Origin of the sequence: Trinickia dinghuensis, assembly GCF_003367175.1 — a bacterium.
GTDB classification, from domain to species: domain Bacteria; phylum Pseudomonadota; class Gammaproteobacteria; order Burkholderiales; family Burkholderiaceae; genus Trinickia; species Trinickia dinghuensis.
Window position 1 is genome coordinate 222,111 of sequence record NZ_QRGA01000005.1, and the last position, 22,089, is coordinate 244,199.

The window sequence follows — 22,089 nt, forward strand, 5'->3', positions numbered from 1 at the left end:
AGGGACGGGGCGCGTCGCGCGCGGTAGCCTTAGTGTCCGGGACACTCGTGCCGCCGCGCCGGGCGCCGCGACCGAAAGCTACTTGGGCTCGAATTGTAGCGCAGCCGAATTGATGCAGTAGCGCAGACCGGTAGGCGCCGGACCGTCCTCGAAAACGTGGCCCAGATGCGCGCCGCAGTTCTTGCAGCGCACCTCGATGCGCAGCATGCCGTGCGCGCGGTCGGTCTTCTCTTCGATGACTTCGCCGTTGATCGGCTTGAAATAGCTCGGCCAGCCGCAGCCGGCGTCGAATTTCGTCGACGATTCGAACAGCGGCGTGCCGCAGCAGACGCAATCGTAGACGCCGCCTTCCCAGTGATCCCAGTAACGCCCCGTAAACGGACGCTCGGTCGCGGCGTGGCGCGTGACCTGGTATTCGACGTCGGACAGCTGTTCTTTCCAAGCGCTATCGTCCTTCTTGACCTCGTACGTGTCGCGCGAGGCATCGGAGGAATCGGGCAAACCGGTGGGACGTTCGTTCATAGAGATGTCTCCGTTGAGCGGCGCGGCTTTGGGCGCGCCGGGTGAGAGGCGTCGGCCGCGATCGACGGCGCGCGCGGATCGGCGATTCGTACCCGCAGATACGCTGCCGGACGGCACTCGGATGCACGGCGCGACACCGTACCGGTCCGAGACGTATGCATGGACGTACGAGACAGCGGGCAACGCGTCCGGTTCACGACGAGCAGCTCACTTCGAGCGTGCCGGCCCAATCGGGCGGGAGCGCCGCGTACGCTTCGTTTTCGGGCTGTTCGTCGAACGGGCGGCGCAGCACGGCGGCCAGCCGCTCGAGTTCGGAAAAATCCTTTTCCTTCGCGCGCCGGATCGCCGTCTCGGCCAAATGGTTGCGCAGCACGAATTTCGGATTCACGCGGTTCATCGCCGCGCGACGGGTCGCATCGTCGATCGGCTCGGCCGCGAGCCTTGCACGGTAATCGGCGAGCCAGCCGTCGATGCCCGGCAAATCGAGGAACAGATTGCGCACGGGACCGTCGCCGTGCGCGTCTTGCTTCGAGACCTGCGACAGGCCGCGGAACGTCCGCGTGAAATCGGCTCGGCTCGCATGCATGAGCGCCAGCAGGCGGTCGGCCAGCGCGGCATCGCCCTCGCGCATCGCAGTCAAGCCGAGCTTGGCTTGGAAGCGGCCTTCGAGGGCTGGGCCGAAGTGATCCTTGAAACGCTCGAGCACGGCTTGGGCGTCGGCCACGGAGCGCTCGGCGCGCGCGGCTTCGTCATAGTGCTCGCCGAACAGCGGCACCAAGGCCTGAGCGAGACAGAAGCAGTTCCAATAGGAGATTTGCGGCTGCATCCGATAGGCGTAGCGTCCTTGCGTATCGGAGTGGTTGCAGATGTGGCCGGCATCGAACCCATCGACGAAACCGAACGGACCGTAGTCGATCGTCAGCCCGAGGATCGACATGTTGTCGGTGTTCATCACACCGTGGCAGAAACCCACCGCTTGCCATTGCGCAACGAGCAGCGCCGTGCGCTCGACCACGGCGGCGAGCAGCGCGAGATAGGGATCGTCCGCTTCGCGGCAGGCCGGATAGAAGCGGTCGATGACGTGATCGGCCAGCGCGCGCAGCTCGTTCGGCCGGTCGGCCGCGTAAAAGTGCTCGAAGTGGCCGAAGCGCACGAAGCTCGGCGCCACGCGGGTCACGACGGCGGACGTCTCGATCTCTTCGCGGCGCACGGGCTGATCCGAACCGATGATGGACAAGGCGCGCGTCGTCGGAATTCCGAGATGGTGCATCGCCTCGGAACAGAGAAACTCGCGGATCGACGAACGCAAGACGGCACGGCCGTCGCCCATGCGCGAATACGGCGTGCGGCCGCTGCCTTTGAGTTGCAGCTCGAAGCGCTCGCCGCCGTGTTCGAGTTCGCCGACCGTCAGCGCGCGCCCATCGCCGAGCTGCCCGGCCCACACGCCGAACTGATGGCCCGAGTAGACGGACGCGTACGGCAATGCCTCGTCCGGCCATTCGCGTGTGGCGTTGCCGGCGAACAATTCGGCGAAACCGGGTTCGGAGACGATAGCGGGATCGAGCCCCAGCACGCGCGCGACTTCATCGCTGAAACCGACGACGTAGGGAGCCGGAAGCGGGGCGGCGGGCAGGCGCGTGTAGAACGCACGGCCTAGGCCGGCGAATGCGCCGGGGCGGGGGGCCGGCAGGGCATCGGACAACGACGAGATTCGTGCGGACGGCTCGGTGACGCTTGGGGAAAACGACATATTGAGGGCCTCAGGGTTACCCGATATTGTAAGACGCCGCCCCGCGGCGCGCTGTGCGCGGCCCCAAACCGCACAAAGAACAAGACTGATCGAGCTGAACCGGTCCAAACCGTCCCCCGCCCGAGGAGCGCTAAATCATGCCAATGCCGTTGCTGGGCCAGATGATGGATGTGCCGCTGAACGTGTCGACGCTGCTCGTGCACGCGGCGCGTTATGCCGCGGACACCGAGATCGTGTCGCGCCGCATCGAAGGCGACATTCACCGCTACACCTACCGCGATTGCGAGCGGCGCGCGAAGCAGCTCGCGCAGGCGCTGATGCGGCTCGGCGTGGCGCAGGGCGAGCGGATCGGCACGCTCGCATGGAACGGCTATCGGCATCTCGAGGCGTATTACGGCACGACGGGCTTCGGCGCCGTGTGCCACACGATCAATCCGAGGCTGTTCCCCGAGCAGATTGCCTATATCGTCAATCATGCCGACGATCGCTACATCCTCTTCGATACGACGTTCGCGCCGCTCGTCGCCAAGCTGGCGCCGAGTTGCCCGAACGTGAAGGCTTGGATCGCGCTGGCCGACGATGCCGGCATTCCGGCGCTCGATGCGCCGCTGCTCGGTTACGAGGCCCTGGTCGGCGCGCAGGACGGCGACTACGAATGGCCCGTGCTCGACGAACGGCTCGCATCCTACCTTTGCTACACCTCGGGCACCACCGGCCACCCGAAAGGCGCGCTGTATTCGCATCGCTCGGTTTATCTGCATGCGATGGGCGCGGCGCTGCCCGATGCGATGGGCTTCTCGGCGCACGATTCGGTGCTGCCCGTCGTCCCGATGTTTCACGTCAACGCATGGGGCATCCCGCACGGCGCGCCGCTGGCTGGCTCGAAACTCGTGCTGCCCGGCAAGGACCTGGACGGCAAGTCGCTCTACGAATTGATGGAAGCCGAGCGCGTGACGTTTTCGGCCGGCGTGCCGACGGTATGGATGAGCCTGCTGGCACACGTGAAGTCGATCGGCGCGACGTTTTCGACGCTCGAGCGGACCGTCATCGGCGGCTCCAGCTGCCCGCCGTCGATGCTCGAGACGTTCGAGGACGAGTACGGTGTGCGCGTGATACACGCTTGGGGCATGACGGAGATGTCGCCGCTCGGCACGCTTGCGCGGCTCAATTGGGAGCAGGCGCAGCGGCCGCTCGAGGAGCGCCGGCGCCTGCTGCGCAAGCAAGGCACGGTCATTTGCGGCGTCGACATGAAGATCGTCGGCCAAGACGGACGCGAGTTGCCGCGGGATGGTGTGGCTTTCGGCGATCTACACGTGCGGGGGCCGTGGGTCATCGACCGTTACTTTTCGGGCGACGAATCGGGGAGCGACGCTTCGCCGCTCATCGACGGCTGGTTCCCAACAGGCGACGTCGCGACGATCGACCCCGACGGTTTCTTGCAGATCACCGACCGCAGCAAGGACGTCATCAAATCGGGCGGCGAATGGATCAGTTCGAGCGAACTCGAGAACATCGCCGTGGCGCACCCCGACGTGGCCGAGGCCGCATGCATCGCCTGCCGCCATCCGAAGTGGGACGAGCGGCCGCTACTGGTCGTCGTCAGGCGTCCAGGCGCGGCGGTGACGCGCGAGACGCTGCTCGCCTTCTACGAAGGCAAGGTGGCCAAATGGTGGATGCCCGACGATGTCGTTTTCGTCGACGAACTCCCGCATACGGCTACCGGCAAGCTGATGAAGCTCAAGCTGCGCGAGAGGTTTCGCGGTCACGTGCTGCCGACGTCCGGCGACGGCTCGGAGTCGGCTTGAGGTCCGACTGTCCGAGTCGACAAGGAAATGCACGGTCGTTCGATCGTGTGTATTCTAGCCGGCATCGATAAGCGGCCCAACCTGCGTGCCGCTCGACATGGAGGCACTCCGATGGCAGTGGACAACCCGATCCGCGACGGCGTGGCCGTCGATACACCTGAGGGCCGTGCGTTGCAGTACGCACGCGCTGCCGAGCATGCGGCCGGCGAAATTCCCGACGTGCCCGCCGATACCCCGCTGCGTACGATCGCGCACGTGGCCGTGATCGGCGCCGGTACGATGGGCGGTGGGATCGCCATGAACTTCGTCAATGCCGGGCTGCCCGTCACGCTCGTCGAAACGAAGGCGGAGGCGCTCGAACGCGGCCTCGCGACGATCCGGCGCAACTACGATGTTTCCGTCTCGAAGGGCAAACTGACCGAGGCCGAGCGCGACGCACGCATGGGGCGCGTAACACCGACGTTGTCCTACGCGTCGATCTCGGACGCCGATCTCGTCATCGAAGCCGTATTCGAAGAGATGGGCGTGAAAGAAGAGGTGTTCGGGCGGATCGATGCAATGGCGAAGCCCGGTGCAATCCTCGCCTCGAATACGTCCACACTCGACTTGAATCGTATCGCCGGCTTCACGAAGCGGCCGGCCGATGTCGTCGGCATGCACTTCTTCAGCCCGGCGAACGTCATGAAGCTACTCGAAGTCGTGCGCGGCGGGGCTACGTCGAAGGACGTGCTCGCCACGGTCATGCAAGTCGCGAAAACGATCGGCAAGACGGCCGTCGTCTCCGGTGTCTGCGACGGCTTCATCGGCAACCGCATGATCGAGCAGTACTTCCGGCAATCGCTGTTCATGCTGGAGGAGGGCGCGCTGCCCGAGCAGATCGACGGCGCGATCGAACGTTTCGGCTTTGCGATGGGGCCGTTCCGAATGAGCGACTTGGCCGGCAACGACATCAGCTGGGCAATCCGCAAGCGCCGCTATCGCGAGATGCCGTCGCAGCATTACCCGCGCGTGGCCGATCGCCTTTGCGAAGCCGGCCGCTTCGGCCAAAAGACGGGAGCGGGCTGGTACGACTATGAAAAAGGCAAGCGCGACCCCCACGTGTCGAGCGTCGTCACCGATATGATCGTCGGCTATTCGGCTAGCCTCGGCTGTACGCGACGAGCCATCGCCGACGACGAGATCGTCGAGCGTCTGGTGTACTCGCTCGTCAACGAAGGCGCGAAAATCCTTGCCGAGGGCATTGCGTCGAAGCCGTCGGACATCGATGTCGTCTATCTGAAAGGTTATGGCTTCCCCGCGTCGCGCGGCGGGCCGATGTTTTACGCCGATACGGTCGGGCTCGATGGCGTGGTGCAGGCGATCCGCCGATACGCGTCGCAGACGAACGGCAATGGATGGGAGATCGCGCCGCGGCTCGTGGAATGGGCGCAAGGCGGGCGCCGTTTTACCGAATAACGAGTAACGAGGAACGAGGGGAAGCAGGCTTTCCCAAGATGCGAGGCGAACAATCATGAAAGGACCCGAGAACGTATTGCTCGTGGTCGACGTGCAAAACGACTTCATGCCGGGCGGTGCCTTGGCGGTGCCGCACGGAGACGAGATCGTGCCGATCGTGAACCGGCTGGCCGCCGCGTTCGAGCACGTCGTGCTGACGCAAGACTGGCATCCGCGCGATCACTCGTCGTTTGCAGCGAACCACGCAGGGCGCCAGCCGTTCGAGACGATCGGGCTGCCTTACGGCGAACAGGTATTGTGGCCCGTCCACTGCGTGCAGGGTACGACGGGCGCGGCATTGCATGCGGGGCTCGACGTCCCGCATGCGCGGCTCGTCATTCGAAAGGGATACCGGCGCGACGTCGACAGCTATTCGGCATTCGTCGAGGCGGATCGAAAAACGCCCACTGGGCTGACGGGCTACCTGCGCGAACACAGTGTCGTGCGCGTCTGGTGCTGCGGGCTCGCGACCGATTACTGCGTGGCCTGGTCCGCGCTCGACGCCCGTGCGGCGGGGTTCGAGGTCGTCATGATCGAAGACGCGTGCAGAGCGATCGATTTAGACGGCTCGCTTGCGCGTGCGCGGCAGCAACTCGACTCGGCGGGGGTGGTTCGGATGAGCTCGACGCAAGCGCTGGTCTAAAGCTAGACCGAGCCGAGGCGCAGCCCGTTTCGACGACTCCGTCGTTTGTCTCTCATTAACATTCCGTAACAACGCTGTCGTCTCCGTCAATTACGAGACGATTACAGTTCCTTCCGCTCGATCCGCGGCGCGCGACAACGTGCGTAGCGCCGCGCACTTCATCGCCGCCAGCCGTCGCGTGACGGGCCGGCGGCGCCTCGTCTGCCGCTTTGCCGCGGCGTCGCTCTCTCACCGCATGATCAAACAACGATATCGCCGGCTCGTTGCCGGCACCGGCGCGCTCGTCTTGGCGTTGGCGGCGCTCGTGGGATACCGCCACTTCAAGTCGAACGATGCCCCACCTTATCTGACGGCACGTGTCGAGCGCGCCGATCTCGAAGACGCCGTGCTGGCCGCCGGCACGCTCTACGCGCACCGGCAAGTCGACGTCGGTGCCCAGGTGTCGGGGCAGCTCAAGATCCTGAAGGCGGAACTCGGCGATCAAGTCCAAGCAGGACAACTGCTCGCGGAAATCGATCCGACGCTGCTCGAGCATGCGCTCAAACAGGCCGAAGCCGACGAGCGCTCGCTCGCGGCGCAGCGCAGCGCGACTGAAGCGCGCGTGCGGCTGACCGCGCTCGGGGCTGCACGCGAGCGCGAGCTTTGGGACCGTGAGGCCACGTCGAAACAAGCATTCGAGCGCGCGGAAGCGGAGTCGCAGATCGAGCGCGCCAATCTCGACGATCTCAGCGCGCGCTGGAAGCGGGCGCGCATCGAAGTCGACAAAGCGAGGGCCAACGCGGGCTACACGCGGATCGTCGCGCCAATGGCGGGTGAGGTCGTTGCGATCGTGACCCGTGAAGGGCAAACGGTCATCGCGGAACAGCAAGCCCCCGTCATTCTCAAACTGGCCGCGCTCGACACGATGACTGTGAAGGCGCAGGTGTCCGAAGCCGATGTGCTCCGTGTCGCGCCGGGCCAGCCCGTCCATTTCACGGTGCTCGGCGATCCCGACAAGCGCTATGAAGGCAAGGTCCGCGCGATCGAGCCCGCGCCGCACGATTTTGCGGAGCAGTCCAGTGCGGGCTCGGGTTCGGGCGGCGGAGCCTCGGGCGGCAGCCCTTCGCGTGGCGGTGCAGCGGTCTTCTACAACGCGCTGTTCGAGGTGCCCAATCCAGGACATCGCCTGCGTATTTCGATGACCGCCGAAGTATCGATCGTGCACGGCACGGCAAAGAACACACTGGTCTTGCCGTCGTCGGCACTGGGCGAGAAATCCGCTGGCGGTTTGTTCGCCGTGCGCGTGCTGGCAAACGACGGTCAGGTGCAAACGCGCCAAGTGCAAGTGGGCATGAACAACCACGTCAAAGCGCAAGTGCTGGCGGGTTTGCGCGAAGGCGAGCGCGTCATCGTCGGCGAGGGGGCTCCAGACAGTGACGCGAGCAAGAAAGCCGAGGGAGCCTGATCGATGAGCGTACCGCTGCTGGCGCTTGCGGGCGTCTCGCGCCGCTATCGCGCGGGCGATAAGGAAATCGCGGTCCTGCGCGACATCGATCTGACGATCGAGGCGGGCGAGTTCGTGGCGATCATGGGCGCGTCGGGTTCGGGGAAGTCGACGCTGATGAACGTGCTCGGCTGCCTAGACCGTCCGAGCGAGGGCCGCTATCGCGTGGCCGGGGTCGATGTCGGCGCGTTGCCGCCCGATGCGCTGGCGCGTCTACGCCGCGAGCACTTTGGCTTCATCTTTCAGCGCTACCACCTCTTGCCGCATCTGAGCGCGGCGGGCAACGTTCAGGTGCCCGCCGTCTATGCCGGTGTTGCGAAGCAGGCTCGCAGTTCGCGCTCGCATGCGCTGCTCGAACAACTCGGCTTGGACGAGCGTGCCGGACATCGCCCGAACCAACTCTCCGGCGGCCAGCAGCAGCGCGTGAGCATCGCGCGCGCATTGATGAACGACGCCGACGTAATTCTGGCCGATGAGCCGACCGGCGCGCTCGACAGCGCGAGCGGACGCGAAGTGATGCGCATCCTTGGCGAGCTTCATGCGGCCGGGCGGACGGTGGTGCTCGTCACGCACGACGAGCAAGTGGCCGCGCACGCGAATCGGATCGTCGAGATGCGCGACGGCGTGATCGTCAGCGATCGGCTGCGTTGCGAGAGATCGGATTCGCGCGCGGCGGCCGAACATAATGCTCCTGCTCCTGCTCCTGCTCCTGCTCCTGCTCCTGCTCCTGCTCCTGCTCCGGCTACGGCTACGGCTACGGCTACGGCTACGGCTACGACGGCAACTGGCGCCTGCATGTCTATCTCCGCCTCCGCCGGCTCGTACCGCCTTCCACGCTCGTGGGCCCGCGTGGGACAAGCATTCGCGACCGCCTGGGCAGCGCTCCTCGCGCATAGGCTGCGTACGCTGCTGACGATGCTCGGGATCGTCATCGGCATCATGGCCGTGGTGTCGATCGTTGCCGTCGGCGAAGGCGCGAAGCGCTACATGCTCGACGAGATCTCCGCGATGGGCACGAACACGATCGACGTCTACCCTGGGCGAGATTGGGGCGACAGCGATGCCGACAAGATCATGACGCTCGTCGCGGGCGATGCGCAAGCGCTCGGCAACGAGCCCTATGTCGACAGCGTGACGCCGGCGATCTACCGAACGGCCACGATTCGGCACGGCAACATCGACGTGCGCGCCATGGTCAGCGGCGTGGGCGAGCGCTTTTTTCAGGTGCGCGGCTACGCGTTGGCCACCGGCATGGTGTTCGACGCGCAAGCGGTACGCCGTTACGCGCAGGTCGCGGTGCTCGATGAGAACGCGCGCCGCAAGCTGTTCGATGCGAAGACCGATCCGATCGGCAAGACGATTCTCGTGGGCAACGTGCCATGCACCGTCATCGGCGTGACGGCCGAGAAGCAAGCGCGATGGGGCGGCGGGATGAGCGACTTGACGGTTTGGGTGCCGTATACGACGGCAGGCGCGAGGCTGTTCGGCGCCCGCAGGCTCGACGGCATCACGGTGCGGCTCAAGGCAGGCACGCCGGGGGAAGCGGCCGAGCGCGGCATCGCCGAATTGCTCACGCGCCGGCACGGCCGAAAGGACTTCTTCACGTACAACATGGACAGCATCGTCAAGACCGTCCGCTCGACCGGCCGTACGCTGACGTTGCTGCTCTCGCTGATCGCCGTCGTCTCGCTCGTCGTTGGGGGAATCGGCGTGATGAACATCATGCTCGTCTCGGTGACCGAGCGCACGCGAGAGATCGGCATTCGCATGGCCGTCGGCGCGCGGCGTGGCGACGTGCTGCTGCAGTTTCTCGTCGAAGCCGTGCTCGTCTGCCTGATGGGTGGAGCGATCGGTATCGCGTTGTCGTTCGGCGCAAGTTTCCTATTTTCGGTGTTCGTCAAACAATGGAGCATGGTTTTTTCCATGAATTCGCTCGTGATGGCCGTCGCCTGCTCGACGGTGATCGGTGTCTTATTTGGCTTCCTGCCCGCCCGCAATGCGGCGCGGCTCGACCCGGTGGAAGCGCTGGCGCGCGATTGACCCGGAGGCCGAAATGAAGTCCTTTATGCGAGGCCCGTGTGCGGCCGTGGTGGCAGCGATGGTCGCGGCGCCGCTTGCGGGATGCGTATCGCCGGTTCGTCATACGGCATTGCCTTCGCCCGATCTGCCGGCGAGGTGGAAGGCCCAATCCGAAGCGATCGGCGATGTGCCGAGTTCGCCGCATCTCGGCGCATCCGATGCGACGCCGCGCGATATATCCGTCGTTTCGTCGGCCGAGTCGAACGCGGGCCGATGGTGGCAAGCATTCGGCGATGCCGCGTTGGATAAGCTCGTCGACGAGGCCCTGGCGAAGAACGCCGATCTCTCCATTGCCGCCATTCGCGTGCGGCGGGCGCAGCTTGCGGCGGGACTCGTCGACGCCGAGTCGGGCCCGCGGGCCAAACTGGCGGCGCAGGCGTACGCGATGCGCGCGTTCGATGCCGATCGGGCGCGCTTGTCGGCGGGCGTCAATGCGACGGTGTCCTTCGAACTCGATCTATGGGGAAAACTGGCGGCACGGCGCGACGAAGCGACCTGGCGCGCTCAGGCGAGCGAGGCGGATCGCGAGGCCGCCGCGCTCCTGTTGATCGGTACGACGGCTAAGCTTTATTGGGGAATAGGCGCTTCGAACGAATCCATTGCCCTTGGCGAGGCTTCGATTGCCGACGCCGCCCGGACGGTGGCGATGATGGAGATCCGGCTGGGGGCCGGTGCGGCATCGCCGCTCGATCTGGCGCAAGCGCGCCGGCAGCTTGCCGTCTTGAGAGCGGAGCAAGCGCAATGGCGAATGGACCGCGAATCGAAACGCAACGCGTTGGCGGCGCTGCTGGATAGGCTGCCCGAGGAGCGGGGGGCCGAGCCTGAACGTTTGAGCGGCGCGAACTTACCGGAAGTTCCCGCCAGCCTGCCGGCCTTGGTGCTCGCCCGGCGGCCGGACCTGCGCGCGGCGGAATTGCGGTTGCGCGCACGATTGGCCAATGTCGATTTCACGCGCGCCGCGATTTACCCGAGCCTCTCGCTGACGAGCGAGTTCGGCACGAGCAGCGACATGCTCGTGCGCACGTTGCAAAACCCGATTGCCTCGTTCGGCACGGCGCTCGCGCTGCCGTTCATTCAATGGAATACCGTGCGGTTGAAGGCGGCGGTTTCCGAAACCGAATTCGATGAGGCTTCGATCGAGTTTCGAAAGCAGCTCTATCGTGCGTTGGCCGACGTCGAAAACGCATTGGCCGCCAAGACTCAACTCGACGCGCAAGCCACGCAGCGCACGCTCGCACTCGAAGACGCCACGCTGGCCACCGCTGATGCGCGCGCACGCTTCGATCTCGGCGCGACCGATGCGGCACCCTGGCTCGAGGCTCAGCGCGCCGAGAGATCGGCCGGTCTCGATCGGCTCAGGAACCATGTGGCACGACTCGAGAATCGCGTCGATTTGTTCCTGGCGCTTGGGGGAGGCTAGCGGCCAAGCGGGATACTCGCCACTCGGCGGACTTTCCAGTTCCCTCGAAGCGAGTATCATCCGTCGCTACCGCCGAAGTTTCGGCAATCGCAGCGTCAAGGAGCAAGTAAGGTGATTCGTCACATCGTCATGTGGAAGTTGAAGGAAGCCGCGGAGGGCGCGAGCCGCGCCGAGAACGCGGTGAAACTGAAGGAGCGGCTCGAAGGCTGCCGGGACATCGTGCCGGGCATCCTTCACCTCGAAGTGGGCCTCGCCGCGCCTGGGCTCGAATCGACCTATGACGTCGTGCTCGTTTCCGATTTCGCCGACAAAGCCGCGCTCGATGCCTACCAGGTCCATCCGACGCACATGGCGCTGAAGCAATTCGTCACCGCCGTGCGCGAGTCGCGCGAGTGCGTCGATTACGAAGTTTGATGCGCGTGGAAGTAGGTTCACGAGCATGTTGAAGAGCACGAACCGATGACGTCCGAGCATCCGGTACCACCGGCCGCCCCGGCCTCGCAGGGCTCGCAGTCAGCCGAACGCGAACGCGCAATCGAGAGCCCGTTCGTCGATCATCTAGGCGTTCGGCTGATCTCGGCGGCGAACGGCGAAAGCGAGGTCGCGCTGACGCTGGCCGATACGCAGATGAACACGTGGCACGTCGCTCACGGCGGTGTAACGATGACGCTCGCCGACGTTGCGCTGGCCACCGCCGCGCGCAGCTTGGCGGACGACGGCGTGGGCGTCGTCACGGTCGAGATGAAGGTCAACTTCATGCAGCCGGGGCGAGGCGAGTTGCGCGCGTTCGGCCGCGTGCTGCACCGTTCGACCACGATGGCGTACTGCGAAGGCGAAGTGCGCGACGATAGCGGTCATTTCGTCGCGAAGGCGCTCGGTACGTTCAAGTACATGCGGCGGCTCGCAGTGGGGCGCGAGGTCGTCGAGCAGAAGCGGCGCCGTCCATCCGGCGCCAAGCCTGGTCCGAGCGACGGCTGAGCGCAAGCCCCCACGCCGGCTCGCCGCGCGTTTTCGTCGCCGTTTTCCCGTCCATTCGCGAATCGGAGAGAAAAGTCGCCATGACTCAAATCAATCGCCGCATCGTGCTGGCATCCCGCCCGCAAGGCGCTGTCACCCCCGATAACTTCAAGCTGGAGCAAGCGCCGCTCGCCGAGCTGGCCGAGGGGCAGTTCCGCGTGCGCAACCGGTATCTGTCGATCGACCCGTATATGCGTGGCCGCATGAACGACACGAAGTCGTACGCGGCGCCGCAAGCGCTGGGCGACGTCATGATCGGGGCGGCGGTGAGCGAAGTCGTCGAATCGAAGCATCGAGGCTTCACGGCCGGCGACAACGTGACCGGTATCTTCGGCTGGCAGGACTATGCGACATCCGACGGCGTCGGTGTCCGCAAAATCGACGATGCGCTGGTGCCGCTCACGGCTTACCTTGGCGTGGCGGGCATGCCGGGTGTGACGGCATGGTACGGGCTGAACAAGATCATCGCTCCGCGCGCGGGCCAAACCGTCGTCGTCAGCGCGGCCAGCGGCGCGGTGGGCAGCGTCGTCGGCCAGTTGGCCAAGCTCGCCGGGTGCCGCGCCGTGGGTATCGCGGGCGGTCCCGAGAAGTGCCGGTACGTCGTCGAGGCGTTCGGGTTCGACGCCTGCGTCGATTACAAAGCCGGCAATCTCTATCAGGATTTGAAAGCGGCAACGCCGGATGGCGTCGACGGATACTTCGAGAACGTGGGCGGCGAAGCGCTGGACGCGACGCTCTCGCGTATGAACCCGTTCGGCCGGATCGCCGTCTGCGGCATGATCGCGGGCTACGACGGGCAGCCTGTGCCGATCAAGCAGCCGTCGATCATTTTGACGATGCGTCTGCTCGTGCAGGGCTTCATCGTCACCGAGCACCTCGACCTATGGCCCGAAGCGCTCGGCACGCTCGCCACGCTGGTCGCGCAAAAGAAGCTGCGCTATCGGGAAAGCATCGTCGAAGGCCTCGAGCGCGCGCCCGATGCGCTGATCGGGTTGCTGCAAGGCAAGAACTTCGGCAAGCAACTGGTCAAGATCGCCTGACGATCCGTCGTTAGGCTACGCTTGCGCGATCGTACGATTGCGTGCTGGCCCGCTTACGCAAGGCACGAGCGCCACGTCCATAACAATGCACAGGGAGGCACGCATGGAACGATTCGACGGGCAGGTCGCCGTCATTACCGGCGCCGCGAGCGGATTCGGCCGCGCGTTCGCGCAAAAGGGTGCCGAACTGGGAATGAAGCTCGTGCTGGCCGATATCGACGCCGATGCGCTCGGCGATGTCGTCGAGTCGCTCAGGTCCACGGGGGCCGACGCGATCGCGGTACCGACCGATGTATCGGACGGCGCATCGGTCGACGCACTCGCGCATCGCACGCTCGATGCCTACGGCAAGGTGCATCTGCTGTTCAACAACGCCGGAGTCGGTTCGAGCGGATTCGTCTGGGAGATGACCGCGAACGACTGGTCGTGGGTGTTCGGCGTCAACGTCATGGGTGTCGCCCATGGCGTGCGTGCGTTCACGCCGATCATGCTGCGGCAAAACGAGCCGGCCCATATCGTCAACACGGCTTCGGTGGCGGGTCTGATCTCGCCGCCGGCCATGGGTGTCTATAACGCGTCGAAGCATGCGGTCGTGGCGCTGACTGAAACGCTGTACCACGACCTTCGCCGGACGGGTGCGCCGGTCGGATGCTCGCTGTTGTGCCCGGCATTCGCGCCGACGGGCATCGCCGAATCGGAGCGTGCCCGGCCTGCTCGGTGGCGCAACGAGGCAGCGCCGTCGGCATCGCAGGTACTTGCAGGAAGAGAACTGCGCAAGGCGGTACGCGCGGGCCGGCTTACCGCCGCCGATATCGCCGAGGCGACGTTCGATGCCGTGCGCGCGGATCGCTTCTATGTCGTCACGCATCCGGCCATCATGCCGAGCGTGCGGGTCCGCCATGAAGATATCGAGCAGATGCGGGCACCGACCGATCCATCGGTGCCGCCGCCCGGCAGTGCTTGAACAAGCAACGCGATCGCGCCGCTAGGACGACTAGGACGAGACCACATCGAACGCGAACCGGCGCTCGAAGCCGCCCGGGCGCGTGATGTTGTGCGAGCCGTCGTCGTCGCTGCGCTCGATCATCTCTGCTTCAAGCGCTGCGTCACGTATCCGAACGCGCAGCGCCGTCGTTCCTCGCGTGCCGTAGTCGGGTGTTTCGATGAATGCGGCCGATAACTGCCTTTCGCGTTCGAGGCTGATACCCGTCGAGGGCAGATCTTCGTCGGCCGCGACCCGCGGGTCGCGCATGAGTTCGATCAGCGCATTGAGTGCAGGCGTGCCTTCGCGCTCGACCAATGCGCCGAGTTCGGCGCGCTTGCGCACGAGCTTCGGCCATGGCGTATCGAGAACTGCGTTCGAAATGCCGTGGACGCCGGGCGGCAATAGTGAGGGCGCGGTACCGGCGCGATTGCAGTACCAGCCGAGTTCGCGCCGCGATAGATCCCCGACGATCAAATTGAAACCGTTATAGGGCGCGCCTCGCTCGGCCACGTCGCTTAGATAGTCGAGCGGTGCGAGCACCGACCCGGTCAGATAATCCGCGACGAGCGTTCCGCGCGTCGGCGCGTCGCGGCGAAACGCGCCAGGGTCGCGATAGTTGGTCAGCGCCGCGAAGCGTCCGTCGCGCGCAAGCCCGAGCCACGTGCCCGAGCCCACGAGATCGCGCCCGGCAAGCACATTCGGAGCGTCGCCCCACCAATCGAGCGGGGAACTTGCGCGCGAGAGAAATTCGTCGCGGTTGGCGGCAAGCGTGAGCAGCGCACCATTTGCGGCATCGGGCCGCCAGTCGAATACGATCAGGCACATGGAATGGTTCGGGCGTGCGTGGCAGAGGACATCAGTCGGAACATTCGTCGTTGTACGTGAATCGGTCTGAAAGCCAAGCATTAGAGCGATTGACTAGACAGACTTCGGAGAGAGTAGAAGTTTTGTCCTCAGGAGTCGCTTGGTGCACGCAACGTCCATTTCTCCGCTCCGCCGCAGTATTAGGTGCATCCTAATCGATGCCACCCTGGCGGCGCTCCTAACGCTCCCGGTTTACGTCGGGCTAGCAAACACCCCGTTCATCAATGACTGGTTCCTTTACGGAAACGGGTGGGAGACGTTCCACCCGCTCTTCGTCGTGGGTCATGCTATCGGCATCACGCGCAATGCCGCGATCGTCATCGGTACGATGTTCGTCGTCAGCTTCGCGCTTTCGCTGATAGGGATTGCTATCGCGCGTCGTGCTATACGGCCTCTGTTCGGTGTGGCAGCCCTCAAACCTCACTAGGCAGCGCATACGGCAGCGGCAGGAACGCGAGTAGCGGGCCGTCTGCCGCGCCAAGGTGCACGGTGCCGTTTTCAAGCGCCGAGAGCTTGACCTCAGCCAACACATCGAAGCCCTCCCGAGGCGCCGGCGCCGCGTTCACGAGCATCCCGCACGGCTGGCTGGGATCGTCGGAATGGAACAACTCGACGCCCGGCCGTACCGCATCGCCGCCGGCCTCGGCCGAACCCGAACCCGCGCCGGTGGCGATATGCGCGAGCGCCATGCGCCGCTTGATCGTCCCACGATACTGGCTGCGCGCCACGACCTCTTGCCCCGGATAGCAGCCCTTGCGGAAGTTGATCCCGCCGATCACGTCGAAGTTGATCATCTGCGGCACGAACTGTTCGAGCACGCCTTGCGTGATGCGCGGTTCGCCCGCATGGATGTCGAGCCAATCCCAAACCGCCGGCGACGCTCGAACGAGTTCTCCCTCGAGTACGGCCAGCCGCTCCTGCACGAGCGCTTTCGGCCCGATCCACAGGTAGCGCGGCCGCGATACGGCATCGGGTACGCGGATCAGCGAACCGGCCGGGCCGGCGACATGCACGTGCACGCCGTCGGGCAGGGCGTCGAACAGCCGCGAGAGCGGCGCACGCACGTCGCCCGCGAATCCGACGATCGCGACCGATTCCGTGGCGTCGGCAAGCTTCGCTTTCGCGCGCAGGACGAACATCGACAGCCGTTTCTGCACGGCCGCGGTGAGTTCCTTCGACACGAGCAGGCGGATCGTGTCCGCCACGCGCCACGCGAGCATCGAGGCCAGCAGCCGCCCTTTGGGCGAGCAGTAGCCCGACAGGCGCGCGCTGGCCGCATCCAAATGCTGGACGTCGTTCGTGAGCTGGCCATGCAGAAAGCTCGCGGCATCGTCGCCGATCGCGTCGATGACGCCGAACTGATCGAGCGGCATGAATGCGCCGCGCGAAAGGACCGCGTCGAACTCGGCGGCGGGGGAAACGGGGGCGTTTGGTTCGTTCATGAAATAGGTGACTAGTCAATCCTGACTTCGGCTGAGGCGAACAAGTATTATATGGGGTCCATCCGAGCCTTGTTTCGCATGTCCCTGCTGAAGAAATGCCTCGCCTTCGTGGTAGTCGTTCTCGTGCTGTTTGCCCTGCTCACCGCCGTGGGCGGCTATTACTGGGCCACCCGGCCGCTCGCGCTGTCCGCCGCCACCGTCGACGTGACGATTCAACCGCATAGCACCGTGCGCGGGGTGACGGCGCAGCTCGACCACGGCGGCGTACCGATCGTGCCCCAGGCATTCATCCTGATGACACGCCTGCTAGGCCTGGAGAGCCGGCTCAAGTCGGGCAACTACGAATTCCACACCGGGGTCACGCCCTACGAGGTGCTGCAAAAGCTCGCCTTGGGCGACGTCAACGAATCGGTCGTCACGGTCATCGAGGGCTGGACGTTCAAGCGGATGAGGGCGGAACTCGACGCCAGCCCGGCGCTGCGCCACGACACGGCCGGTATGAGCGACGCCGAACTGCTCGCCGCCATCGGCGCGAGCGACGCTCAAGCGGCGAGCGCGGAAGGGCTGTTTTTCCCCGATACGTATTTGTTCGACAAAGGAACGAGCGATCTGAACGTCTACCGGCGTGCCTATCAGCTGATGCAGCAGCGGTTGACGGCGGCCTGGGCGGCCCGCGCGCCGGGTCTGCCGTATCGTACGCCGTACGAGGCGCTCACGGTGGCCTCGCTGATCGAAAAGGAAACGGGCAAGTCGAGCGACCGCCCGCTCGTGGCGGCCGTTTTCGCGAACCGGCTGCGGATCGGCATGCCGCTGCAAACCGATCCTTCCGTGATCTACGGCCTCGGGCAGCGCTACGATGGTCACTTGCGCAAGAGCGACCTGCAGCAAGATACGCCTTACAACACCTATACTCGCCGCGGCTTGCCGCCTACGCCGATTGCGCTGCCCGGCGTGGCGTCGCTGCAGGCGGCGCTGAACCCCGCGCCCACGAGCGCGCTTTATTTCGTGTCGCGCGGCGACGGGAGCAGCGTGTTTTCCGACACGCTCGGCGACCACAACCGTGCCGTCGACAAATACATCCGAGGACAGCAATAAATGGCCCGAGGCAAGTTCATCACGTTCGAAGGGATCGACGGGGCGGGCAAGACGACGCATCTGTCCTGGTTTCGCGAGCGTCTCGAAGAAAAAGTGGCCGCGGCCGGACGCGCCGTGGTCACGACGCGGGAGCCGGGCGGCACGCCGCTCGGCGAAACGCTGCGCGAGCTGTTGCTGCACGAGCGGATGGATCTGGAGACCGAGGCGCTGCTGATGTTCGCGGCGCGGCGCGAACATTTGGCTCAAGTCATCGAGCCGGCGCTCGCGCGCGGCGATTGGGTCCTGTCCGACCGCTTCACCGACGCGACCTTCGCCTATCAGGGCGGCGGGCGCGGCCTGCCGCGCGACAAGCTCGAGGCACTCGAGCGCTGGGTCCAGGGCGGCTTTCAGCCCGATCTGACGGTCTTGTTCGATTTGCCGACCGAAACGGCGAGCGAGCGCCGCGGCGCCGCGCGTTCGCCCGACAAGTTCGAAAGCGAGACCGAGGCGTTTTTTGCGCGAACGCGCGCCGAGTATCTGCGCCGGGCCGAGGAAGCGCCGCATCGCTTCGCGATCGTCGACGCGTCGAGCAGCATCGAACGGATCCGCGCGGTGCTCGGCGACGTCATCGACGCCCTTTGACCGGCCTCCTGCACGAAGCACGAATCACGAATCACGACACGAAGCGAACGCCCCCTATGCTCTCCAAGGCTCGACGATGATCTACCCGTGGCAGCACGACGACTGGAACCGCCTGCAGCGCCTGCGCGCGCAGTGGCCGCACGCCTTGCTTCTGTACGGGCAGGCGGGCATCGGCAAGCTGCGTTTCGCGCAGCACTTGGCCCAGGGCATGCTCTGCGAAGCGCCGGCTGGGAACGGCGAGCCGTGCGGGCAGTGCGCCGCGTGCAACTGGTTCGTTCAAGGCAATCATCCCGACTACCGGGCCCTGCTGCCCGAGGCGCTGGCAGGCGAAGCGGCGGGTACCGCGGCGGCGGCCGAAGAGAAGGAGAAGGCCGATGCCGAAGAGGGCAAGAAAACACGCACGCTGAGCAAGGAAATCAAGATCGAGCAGGTGCGTGCGCTGCTCGACTTTTGCGGCGTGGGCGCCCACCGGGGCGGGGCGCGTGTCGTGCTCGTGTATCCTGCCGAGGCGCTCAACGCGGCGTCGGCCAATGCGCTGCTGAAGACGCTCGAAGAGCCGCCGGCCGGCGTCGTCTTTCTGCTCGTGTCCGCGCGCGTCGATCGCTTGCTGCCGACGATCATCAGCCGCTGCCGGCAGTGGCCGATGTCGACGCCGGCGCCCGATCAGGCCCGTGCGTGGCTCGCGGAGCAAGGCGCGGCCGATGCCGGCGCACTGCTCGCGGAGGCCGGCGGCGCGCCGCTCGCGGCATTGGCGCTGGCGGCGGACGAGAACCGCCCGTTGCGCGATTTCACGCTCAAGCAATTGGCCGCGGGCTCCGAGTGCGATGCCTTTGCCTGCGCCGAAGCCTTACAGAAGCTGCCGGTGCCCGTCGTGCTCGGCTGGCTCCAGCGTTGGCTCTACGATCTCGTGGCCGAACGTGCGGCGCAACGGCCCCGGTATTTCCCGGCGGCGCAACGCGAGCTGACGCGCTGCGCCGAGCGCATCGATGCGAACGCGTTCGCGCGCTTCATGAAGACGGTGACGCGCGAGCGAGCGGTCGAAAACCATCCGCTGAACGCGCGGCTCGTTTTCGAAGCGCTGTTTCTCGGCTATCGAGACCTGTTCGTCTAAGCGCTTCCGGCCCCATTCATACGATACGAAAGCCACGAAAGCTAAGAACACGAGACCCATTGCCATGCACGTTAGTTACCGCGACGCGACGCTCGACGATTTACCCGAGATCGTCGCCATCTATAACTCGACGATCGCCTCGCGCGAGGTGACGGCCGACCTCGCACCCGTCACGGTCGAAAGCCGTCTGCCGTGGTTTCACGAGCATGGGCCGAGCAAGCGCCCGTTGTGGGTCATCGAAAACGAGGCCCCGGGCAACGAAGGCAAGCGCATCGCCGCTTGGCTCAGTTTCTCCGATTTCTACGGCCGGCCGGCCTATGCAGGCACTGCCGAGATCAGCATCTATCTGGACGAAAGCGCGCGCGGCCGCGGACTCGGCACGAGACTCGTGGCGGCCGCGCTCGACGCAGCCCCGGCGCTCGGGATCGATACGCTGCTGGGCTTTATCTTTGGACACAACGTGGCGAGCCTCGCTTTGTTCCGCCGCTGCGGGTTTGAAGACTGGGGTAACTTGCCGCGCGTGGCCGTGCTCGACGGCGTCGAGCGCGACCTCGTGATTCTGGGCCGCCGCATCGGCAAACCCGCCGCCTGAACGCCCTGCGCGCCGAGCCGCGGACCAACCCGAACTGACCGAAGGTGTAGAGATACGATGTTCGTCGATTCACATTGCCATATCAATTTCGAAGGTCTCGTCGAGCGCCTGCCGCAGGTGCTCGAGAACATGCGTTCGCATGACGTGACCCACGCGCTATGCGTCAGCGTCGACTTCGAAACGCTGCCGAGCGTGCTCGAGGTCGCCTCCGCCTATGAAAACGTCTACGCGTCGGTGGGCGTGCACCCGGATCACGAGGATGCGCGGGAGCCGACCGTCGCCGAATTGGTCGAGCTGGCGGCGCACCCGAAGGTCGTCGCGATCGGCGAAACGGGGCTCGACTACTACCGTCTCGAAGGGCGGTCCATCGACGACATGGAGTGGCAGCGTGAGCGCTTTCGCACGCATATCCGTGCCGCGAAGGCCGTAATGAAACCGCTCATCGTCCACACGCGCGCATCGAGCGACGACACGCTGCGGATCATGTCCGAAGAGGAGGCGCACGTGCCGGGCGGCGTCATGCACTGCTTTACGGAGCCGTGGTCCGTGGCGGAACAAGCGTTGGCGCAGAATTTTTACATTTCGCTTTCGGGTATCGTCACGTTCAAGAGCGCCACGGACGTCCAAGACGTCGCGCGCCGCGTGCCGCTCGAGCGGCTCTTGATCGAAACGGATTCCCCGTATCTGGCGCCCGTGCCATATCGTGGAAAACCGAATGAACCTGCGTACGTGAGTTATGTCGGACGCTTCATCGCGCAAGCGCGGGGCATGGCGGATGCCGACTTCGGTGCCGCGACGACGCAAAATTTCTTTCGCCTGTTCGGCATCCCGGCGCCGGGCGCCGTTTGATCCGAATCGCTTACCGCTGATACTCGATACTCCCTGATACCGATACGACCCATCAAAGGAAGACCACTTGAATATGCATACCGCTCCGTCGCTCCCATCCGTTTCTCGACGCTTGCTGCGCGGCCTGGCGCTGACCTGCGCCGGAGCCTTGGCGTCGCTGGCCTTGACCGCGCACGCGTCCAGCTTCGATTCGCTCATCAAGGCAGTCAAGTTCGACGACGTGGACGCGGTGCAAAAAGCGCTGTCCCAGGGAACGGATCCGAACGCGACGGACCCGCAAGGCATGCCGCTGATCGTGCTGGCGGCCCGGGAGAAGTCGGATAAGGTCGCCAAAGCCTTGATGGACGATCCGAAGACCGACATCGAGAAGACCGACGCGGCGGGCGAGAACGCGATGATGCTCGCGGCGCTGAACGGCGACACCGGGCTCGTCAAAGCCTTGATCGACAAGGGTGCCGAAGTCAACAAGAAGGGCTGGGCGCCGCTGCACTACGCGGCCGCGAACGGCCATGACGACATCGTCAAGCTGTTGCTCGACAAATCGGCCTATGTCGACGCCGGTTCCCCGAACGGCACGACGCCGCTGATGATGGCCGCGCGCGGCAATTACCTGTCGACCGTCAAGGTGCTGCTGGATGCGGGCGCCGATCCGAGCGTGAAGAACCAAATCGGCTTGACCGCGCTCGATTTCGCGAAGCACTACCACGCCCCGGACGTCATCAAAGCCATGCAGGACATGTACGCGCGCCAGGCGGCGACGGCATCGGGGGCAGCGGGAGCGTCTGCTCCGGCTCAAAACGGTGCAAAATGATCGTTTTTGGCCTCGGCTCGTGGGCGCCGAGGCGCTTGGGCTTGGCAAGAACCCAGTACCCGTTCACCGCTCGAAGAAAAGGAAGACTATGTTGCGGGCTTTGATATGCGTCGGCGCGTTGGCCGTGCCGGCCGCCGCGATGGCGGCGGTTCCGCCGGGGGACGGCAAGTTCACGGCCGGGGATCTGCATAAGCTGTGCACCCAGACCGACGCGATCTCGCGCTCCGCCTGCCGGGCCTACATCAAGGGCGCCGCCGACGGCGTGTTCAACACGATCGATGCCATTGGCGGCACGACCGGCCCGCGCGTGGGCCAATACTTTTGTCTGCCCGATCGCATCGATCCTCAGCGCCTGGTCGACGCGGTGCGCCGCTATGTTGCCGAGAACCCGGATTCGGTCGAGTACAACGCCAGTACGGCGGTGTCGCTCGGTCTGGAGAAGGCGTTCCCGTGCAAGGGCGACTAA

General features: G+C 65.3%; 20 protein-coding genes and 1 pseudogene. 17 read left to right on the forward strand and 4 right to left on the reverse strand.

The window, feature by feature from the left end:
* Positions 1 to 78: 78 nt before the first annotated feature.
* Together msrB and DWV00_RS09275 are read right to left on the reverse strand one after the other, a co-directional pair.
* Entirely contained in the window at positions 79 to 522 is a 444-nt protein-coding gene (gene msrB / locus DWV00_RS09270) for a peptide-methionine (R)-S-oxide reductase MsrB (protein WP_115533393.1), read from the reverse strand.
* A 193-nt stretch (positions 523 to 715) separates the two neighbouring features.
* A complete protein-coding gene (locus DWV00_RS09275) occupies positions 716 to 2,272 on the reverse strand; it encodes a protein adenylyltransferase SelO (RefSeq protein WP_115533274.1) in 1,557 nt (518 codons plus the stop codon).
* A gap of 137 nt (positions 2,273 to 2,409) precedes the next feature.
* On the opposite strand from DWV00_RS09275, the gene DWV00_RS09280 reads away from it, so the two are divergent.
* From DWV00_RS09280 to DWV00_RS09325, 10 genes and pseudogenes are all read left to right on the forward strand, one after another.
* Positions 2,410 to 4,077, forward strand: a complete 1,668-nt coding sequence (locus DWV00_RS09280) for a 3-(methylthio)propionyl-CoA ligase (protein ID WP_115533275.1) — start codon at positions 2,410 to 2,412, stop codon at positions 4,075 to 4,077.
* A 153-nt stretch (positions 4,078 to 4,230) separates the two neighbouring features.
* A pseudogene (locus DWV00_RS09285) lies at positions 4,231 to 5,532 on the forward strand (3-hydroxyacyl-CoA dehydrogenase); the annotation flags it as partial.
* A 55-nt stretch (positions 5,533 to 5,587) separates the two neighbouring features.
* The gene (gene pncA, locus DWV00_RS09290; protein ID WP_115533277.1) at positions 5,588 to 6,214 is read left to right on the forward strand and encodes a bifunctional nicotinamidase/pyrazinamidase; all 627 of its coding nucleotides are present in this window, start codon (positions 5,588 to 5,590) and stop codon (positions 6,212 to 6,214) included.
* Positions 6,215 to 6,449: 235 nt separating this feature from the next.
* A complete protein-coding gene (locus DWV00_RS09295) occupies positions 6,450 to 7,658 on the forward strand; it encodes an efflux RND transporter periplasmic adaptor subunit (protein WP_115533394.1) in 1,209 nt (402 codons plus the stop codon).
* Between the two features lie 3 nt (positions 7,659 to 7,661).
* Complete coding sequence (locus DWV00_RS09300) at positions 7,662 to 9,737, forward strand: MacB family efflux pump subunit (RefSeq protein WP_115533278.1); 2,076 nt, start codon at positions 7,662 to 7,664, stop codon at positions 9,735 to 9,737.
* Between the two features lie 13 nt (positions 9,738 to 9,750).
* Positions 9,751 to 11,196, forward strand: coding sequence for an efflux transporter outer membrane subunit (locus DWV00_RS09305; RefSeq protein ID WP_181885401.1), 1,446 nt, complete (start codon positions 9,751 to 9,753; stop codon positions 11,194 to 11,196).
* 111 nt (positions 11,197 to 11,307) lie between these two features.
* Positions 11,308 to 11,610, forward strand: a complete 303-nt coding sequence (locus tag DWV00_RS09310; protein ID WP_245964797.1) for a Dabb family protein — start codon at positions 11,308 to 11,310, stop codon at positions 11,608 to 11,610.
* 45 nt (positions 11,611 to 11,655) lie between these two features.
* Positions 11,656 to 12,174, forward strand: coding sequence for a PaaI family thioesterase (locus DWV00_RS09315; protein WP_115533279.1), 519 nt, complete (start codon positions 11,656 to 11,658; stop codon positions 12,172 to 12,174).
* Between the two features lie 80 nt (positions 12,175 to 12,254).
* Positions 12,255 to 13,253 (forward strand): NADP-dependent oxidoreductase, encoded by a 999-nt coding sequence (locus DWV00_RS09320; RefSeq protein ID WP_115533280.1) that lies wholly within the window; start codon positions 12,255 to 12,257, stop codon positions 13,251 to 13,253.
* A 103-nt stretch (positions 13,254 to 13,356) separates the two neighbouring features.
* Positions 13,357 to 14,217, forward strand: a complete 861-nt coding sequence (locus DWV00_RS09325; RefSeq protein ID WP_115533281.1) for an SDR family oxidoreductase — start codon at positions 13,357 to 13,359, stop codon at positions 14,215 to 14,217.
* 30 nt (positions 14,218 to 14,247) lie between these two features.
* Here the strand turns inward: DWV00_RS09325 and DWV00_RS09330 are convergent, their stop codons facing one another.
* Together DWV00_RS09330 and ygfZ are read right to left on the reverse strand one after the other, a co-directional pair.
* Positions 14,248 to 15,063, reverse strand: coding sequence for an NRDE family protein (locus tag DWV00_RS09330; protein WP_115533282.1), 816 nt, complete (start codon positions 15,061 to 15,063; stop codon positions 14,248 to 14,250).
* 452 nt (positions 15,064 to 15,515) lie between these two features.
* Positions 15,516 to 16,544 (reverse strand): CAF17-like 4Fe-4S cluster assembly/insertion protein YgfZ, encoded by a 1,029-nt coding sequence (gene ygfZ, locus DWV00_RS09340; RefSeq protein WP_115533283.1) that lies wholly within the window; start codon positions 16,542 to 16,544, stop codon positions 15,516 to 15,518.
* 78 nt (positions 16,545 to 16,622) lie between these two features.
* On the opposite strand from ygfZ, the gene mltG reads away from it, so the two are divergent.
* The 7 genes from mltG to DWV00_RS09375 all read left to right on the forward strand — a co-directional run bounded on the left by mltG (position 16,623) and on the right by DWV00_RS09375 (position 22,089).
* Complete coding sequence (mltG, locus tag DWV00_RS09345; RefSeq protein WP_115533284.1) at positions 16,623 to 17,639, forward strand: endolytic transglycosylase MltG; 1,017 nt, start codon at positions 16,623 to 16,625, stop codon at positions 17,637 to 17,639.
* Entirely contained in the window at positions 17,640 to 18,260 is a 621-nt protein-coding gene (gene tmk, locus DWV00_RS09350; RefSeq protein WP_115533285.1) for a dTMP kinase, read from the forward strand.
* Between the two features lie 76 nt (positions 18,261 to 18,336).
* The gene (locus tag DWV00_RS09355; RefSeq protein WP_115533286.1) at positions 18,337 to 19,371 is read left to right on the forward strand and encodes a DNA polymerase III subunit delta'; all 1,035 of its coding nucleotides are present in this window, start codon (positions 18,337 to 18,339) and stop codon (positions 19,369 to 19,371) included.
* A gap of 64 nt (positions 19,372 to 19,435) precedes the next feature.
* Positions 19,436 to 19,963: a GNAT family N-acetyltransferase gene (locus tag DWV00_RS09360; RefSeq protein ID WP_115533287.1), complete on the forward strand. Its 528-nt coding sequence runs from the start codon at positions 19,436 to 19,438 to the stop codon at positions 19,961 to 19,963.
* A gap of 57 nt (positions 19,964 to 20,020) precedes the next feature.
* Positions 20,021 to 20,812, forward strand: a complete 792-nt coding sequence (locus DWV00_RS09365) for a TatD family hydrolase (RefSeq protein WP_115533288.1) — start codon at positions 20,021 to 20,023, stop codon at positions 20,810 to 20,812.
* Positions 20,813 to 20,885: 73 nt separating this feature from the next.
* The gene (locus tag DWV00_RS09370; RefSeq protein WP_115533289.1) at positions 20,886 to 21,623 is read left to right on the forward strand and encodes an ankyrin repeat domain-containing protein; all 738 of its coding nucleotides are present in this window, start codon (positions 20,886 to 20,888) and stop codon (positions 21,621 to 21,623) included.
* 88 nt (positions 21,624 to 21,711) lie between these two features.
* On the forward strand, positions 21,712 to 22,089 hold the full coding sequence (locus DWV00_RS09375) for a Rap1a/Tai family immunity protein (RefSeq protein WP_115533290.1): 378 nt from the start codon (positions 21,712 to 21,714) through the stop codon (positions 22,087 to 22,089).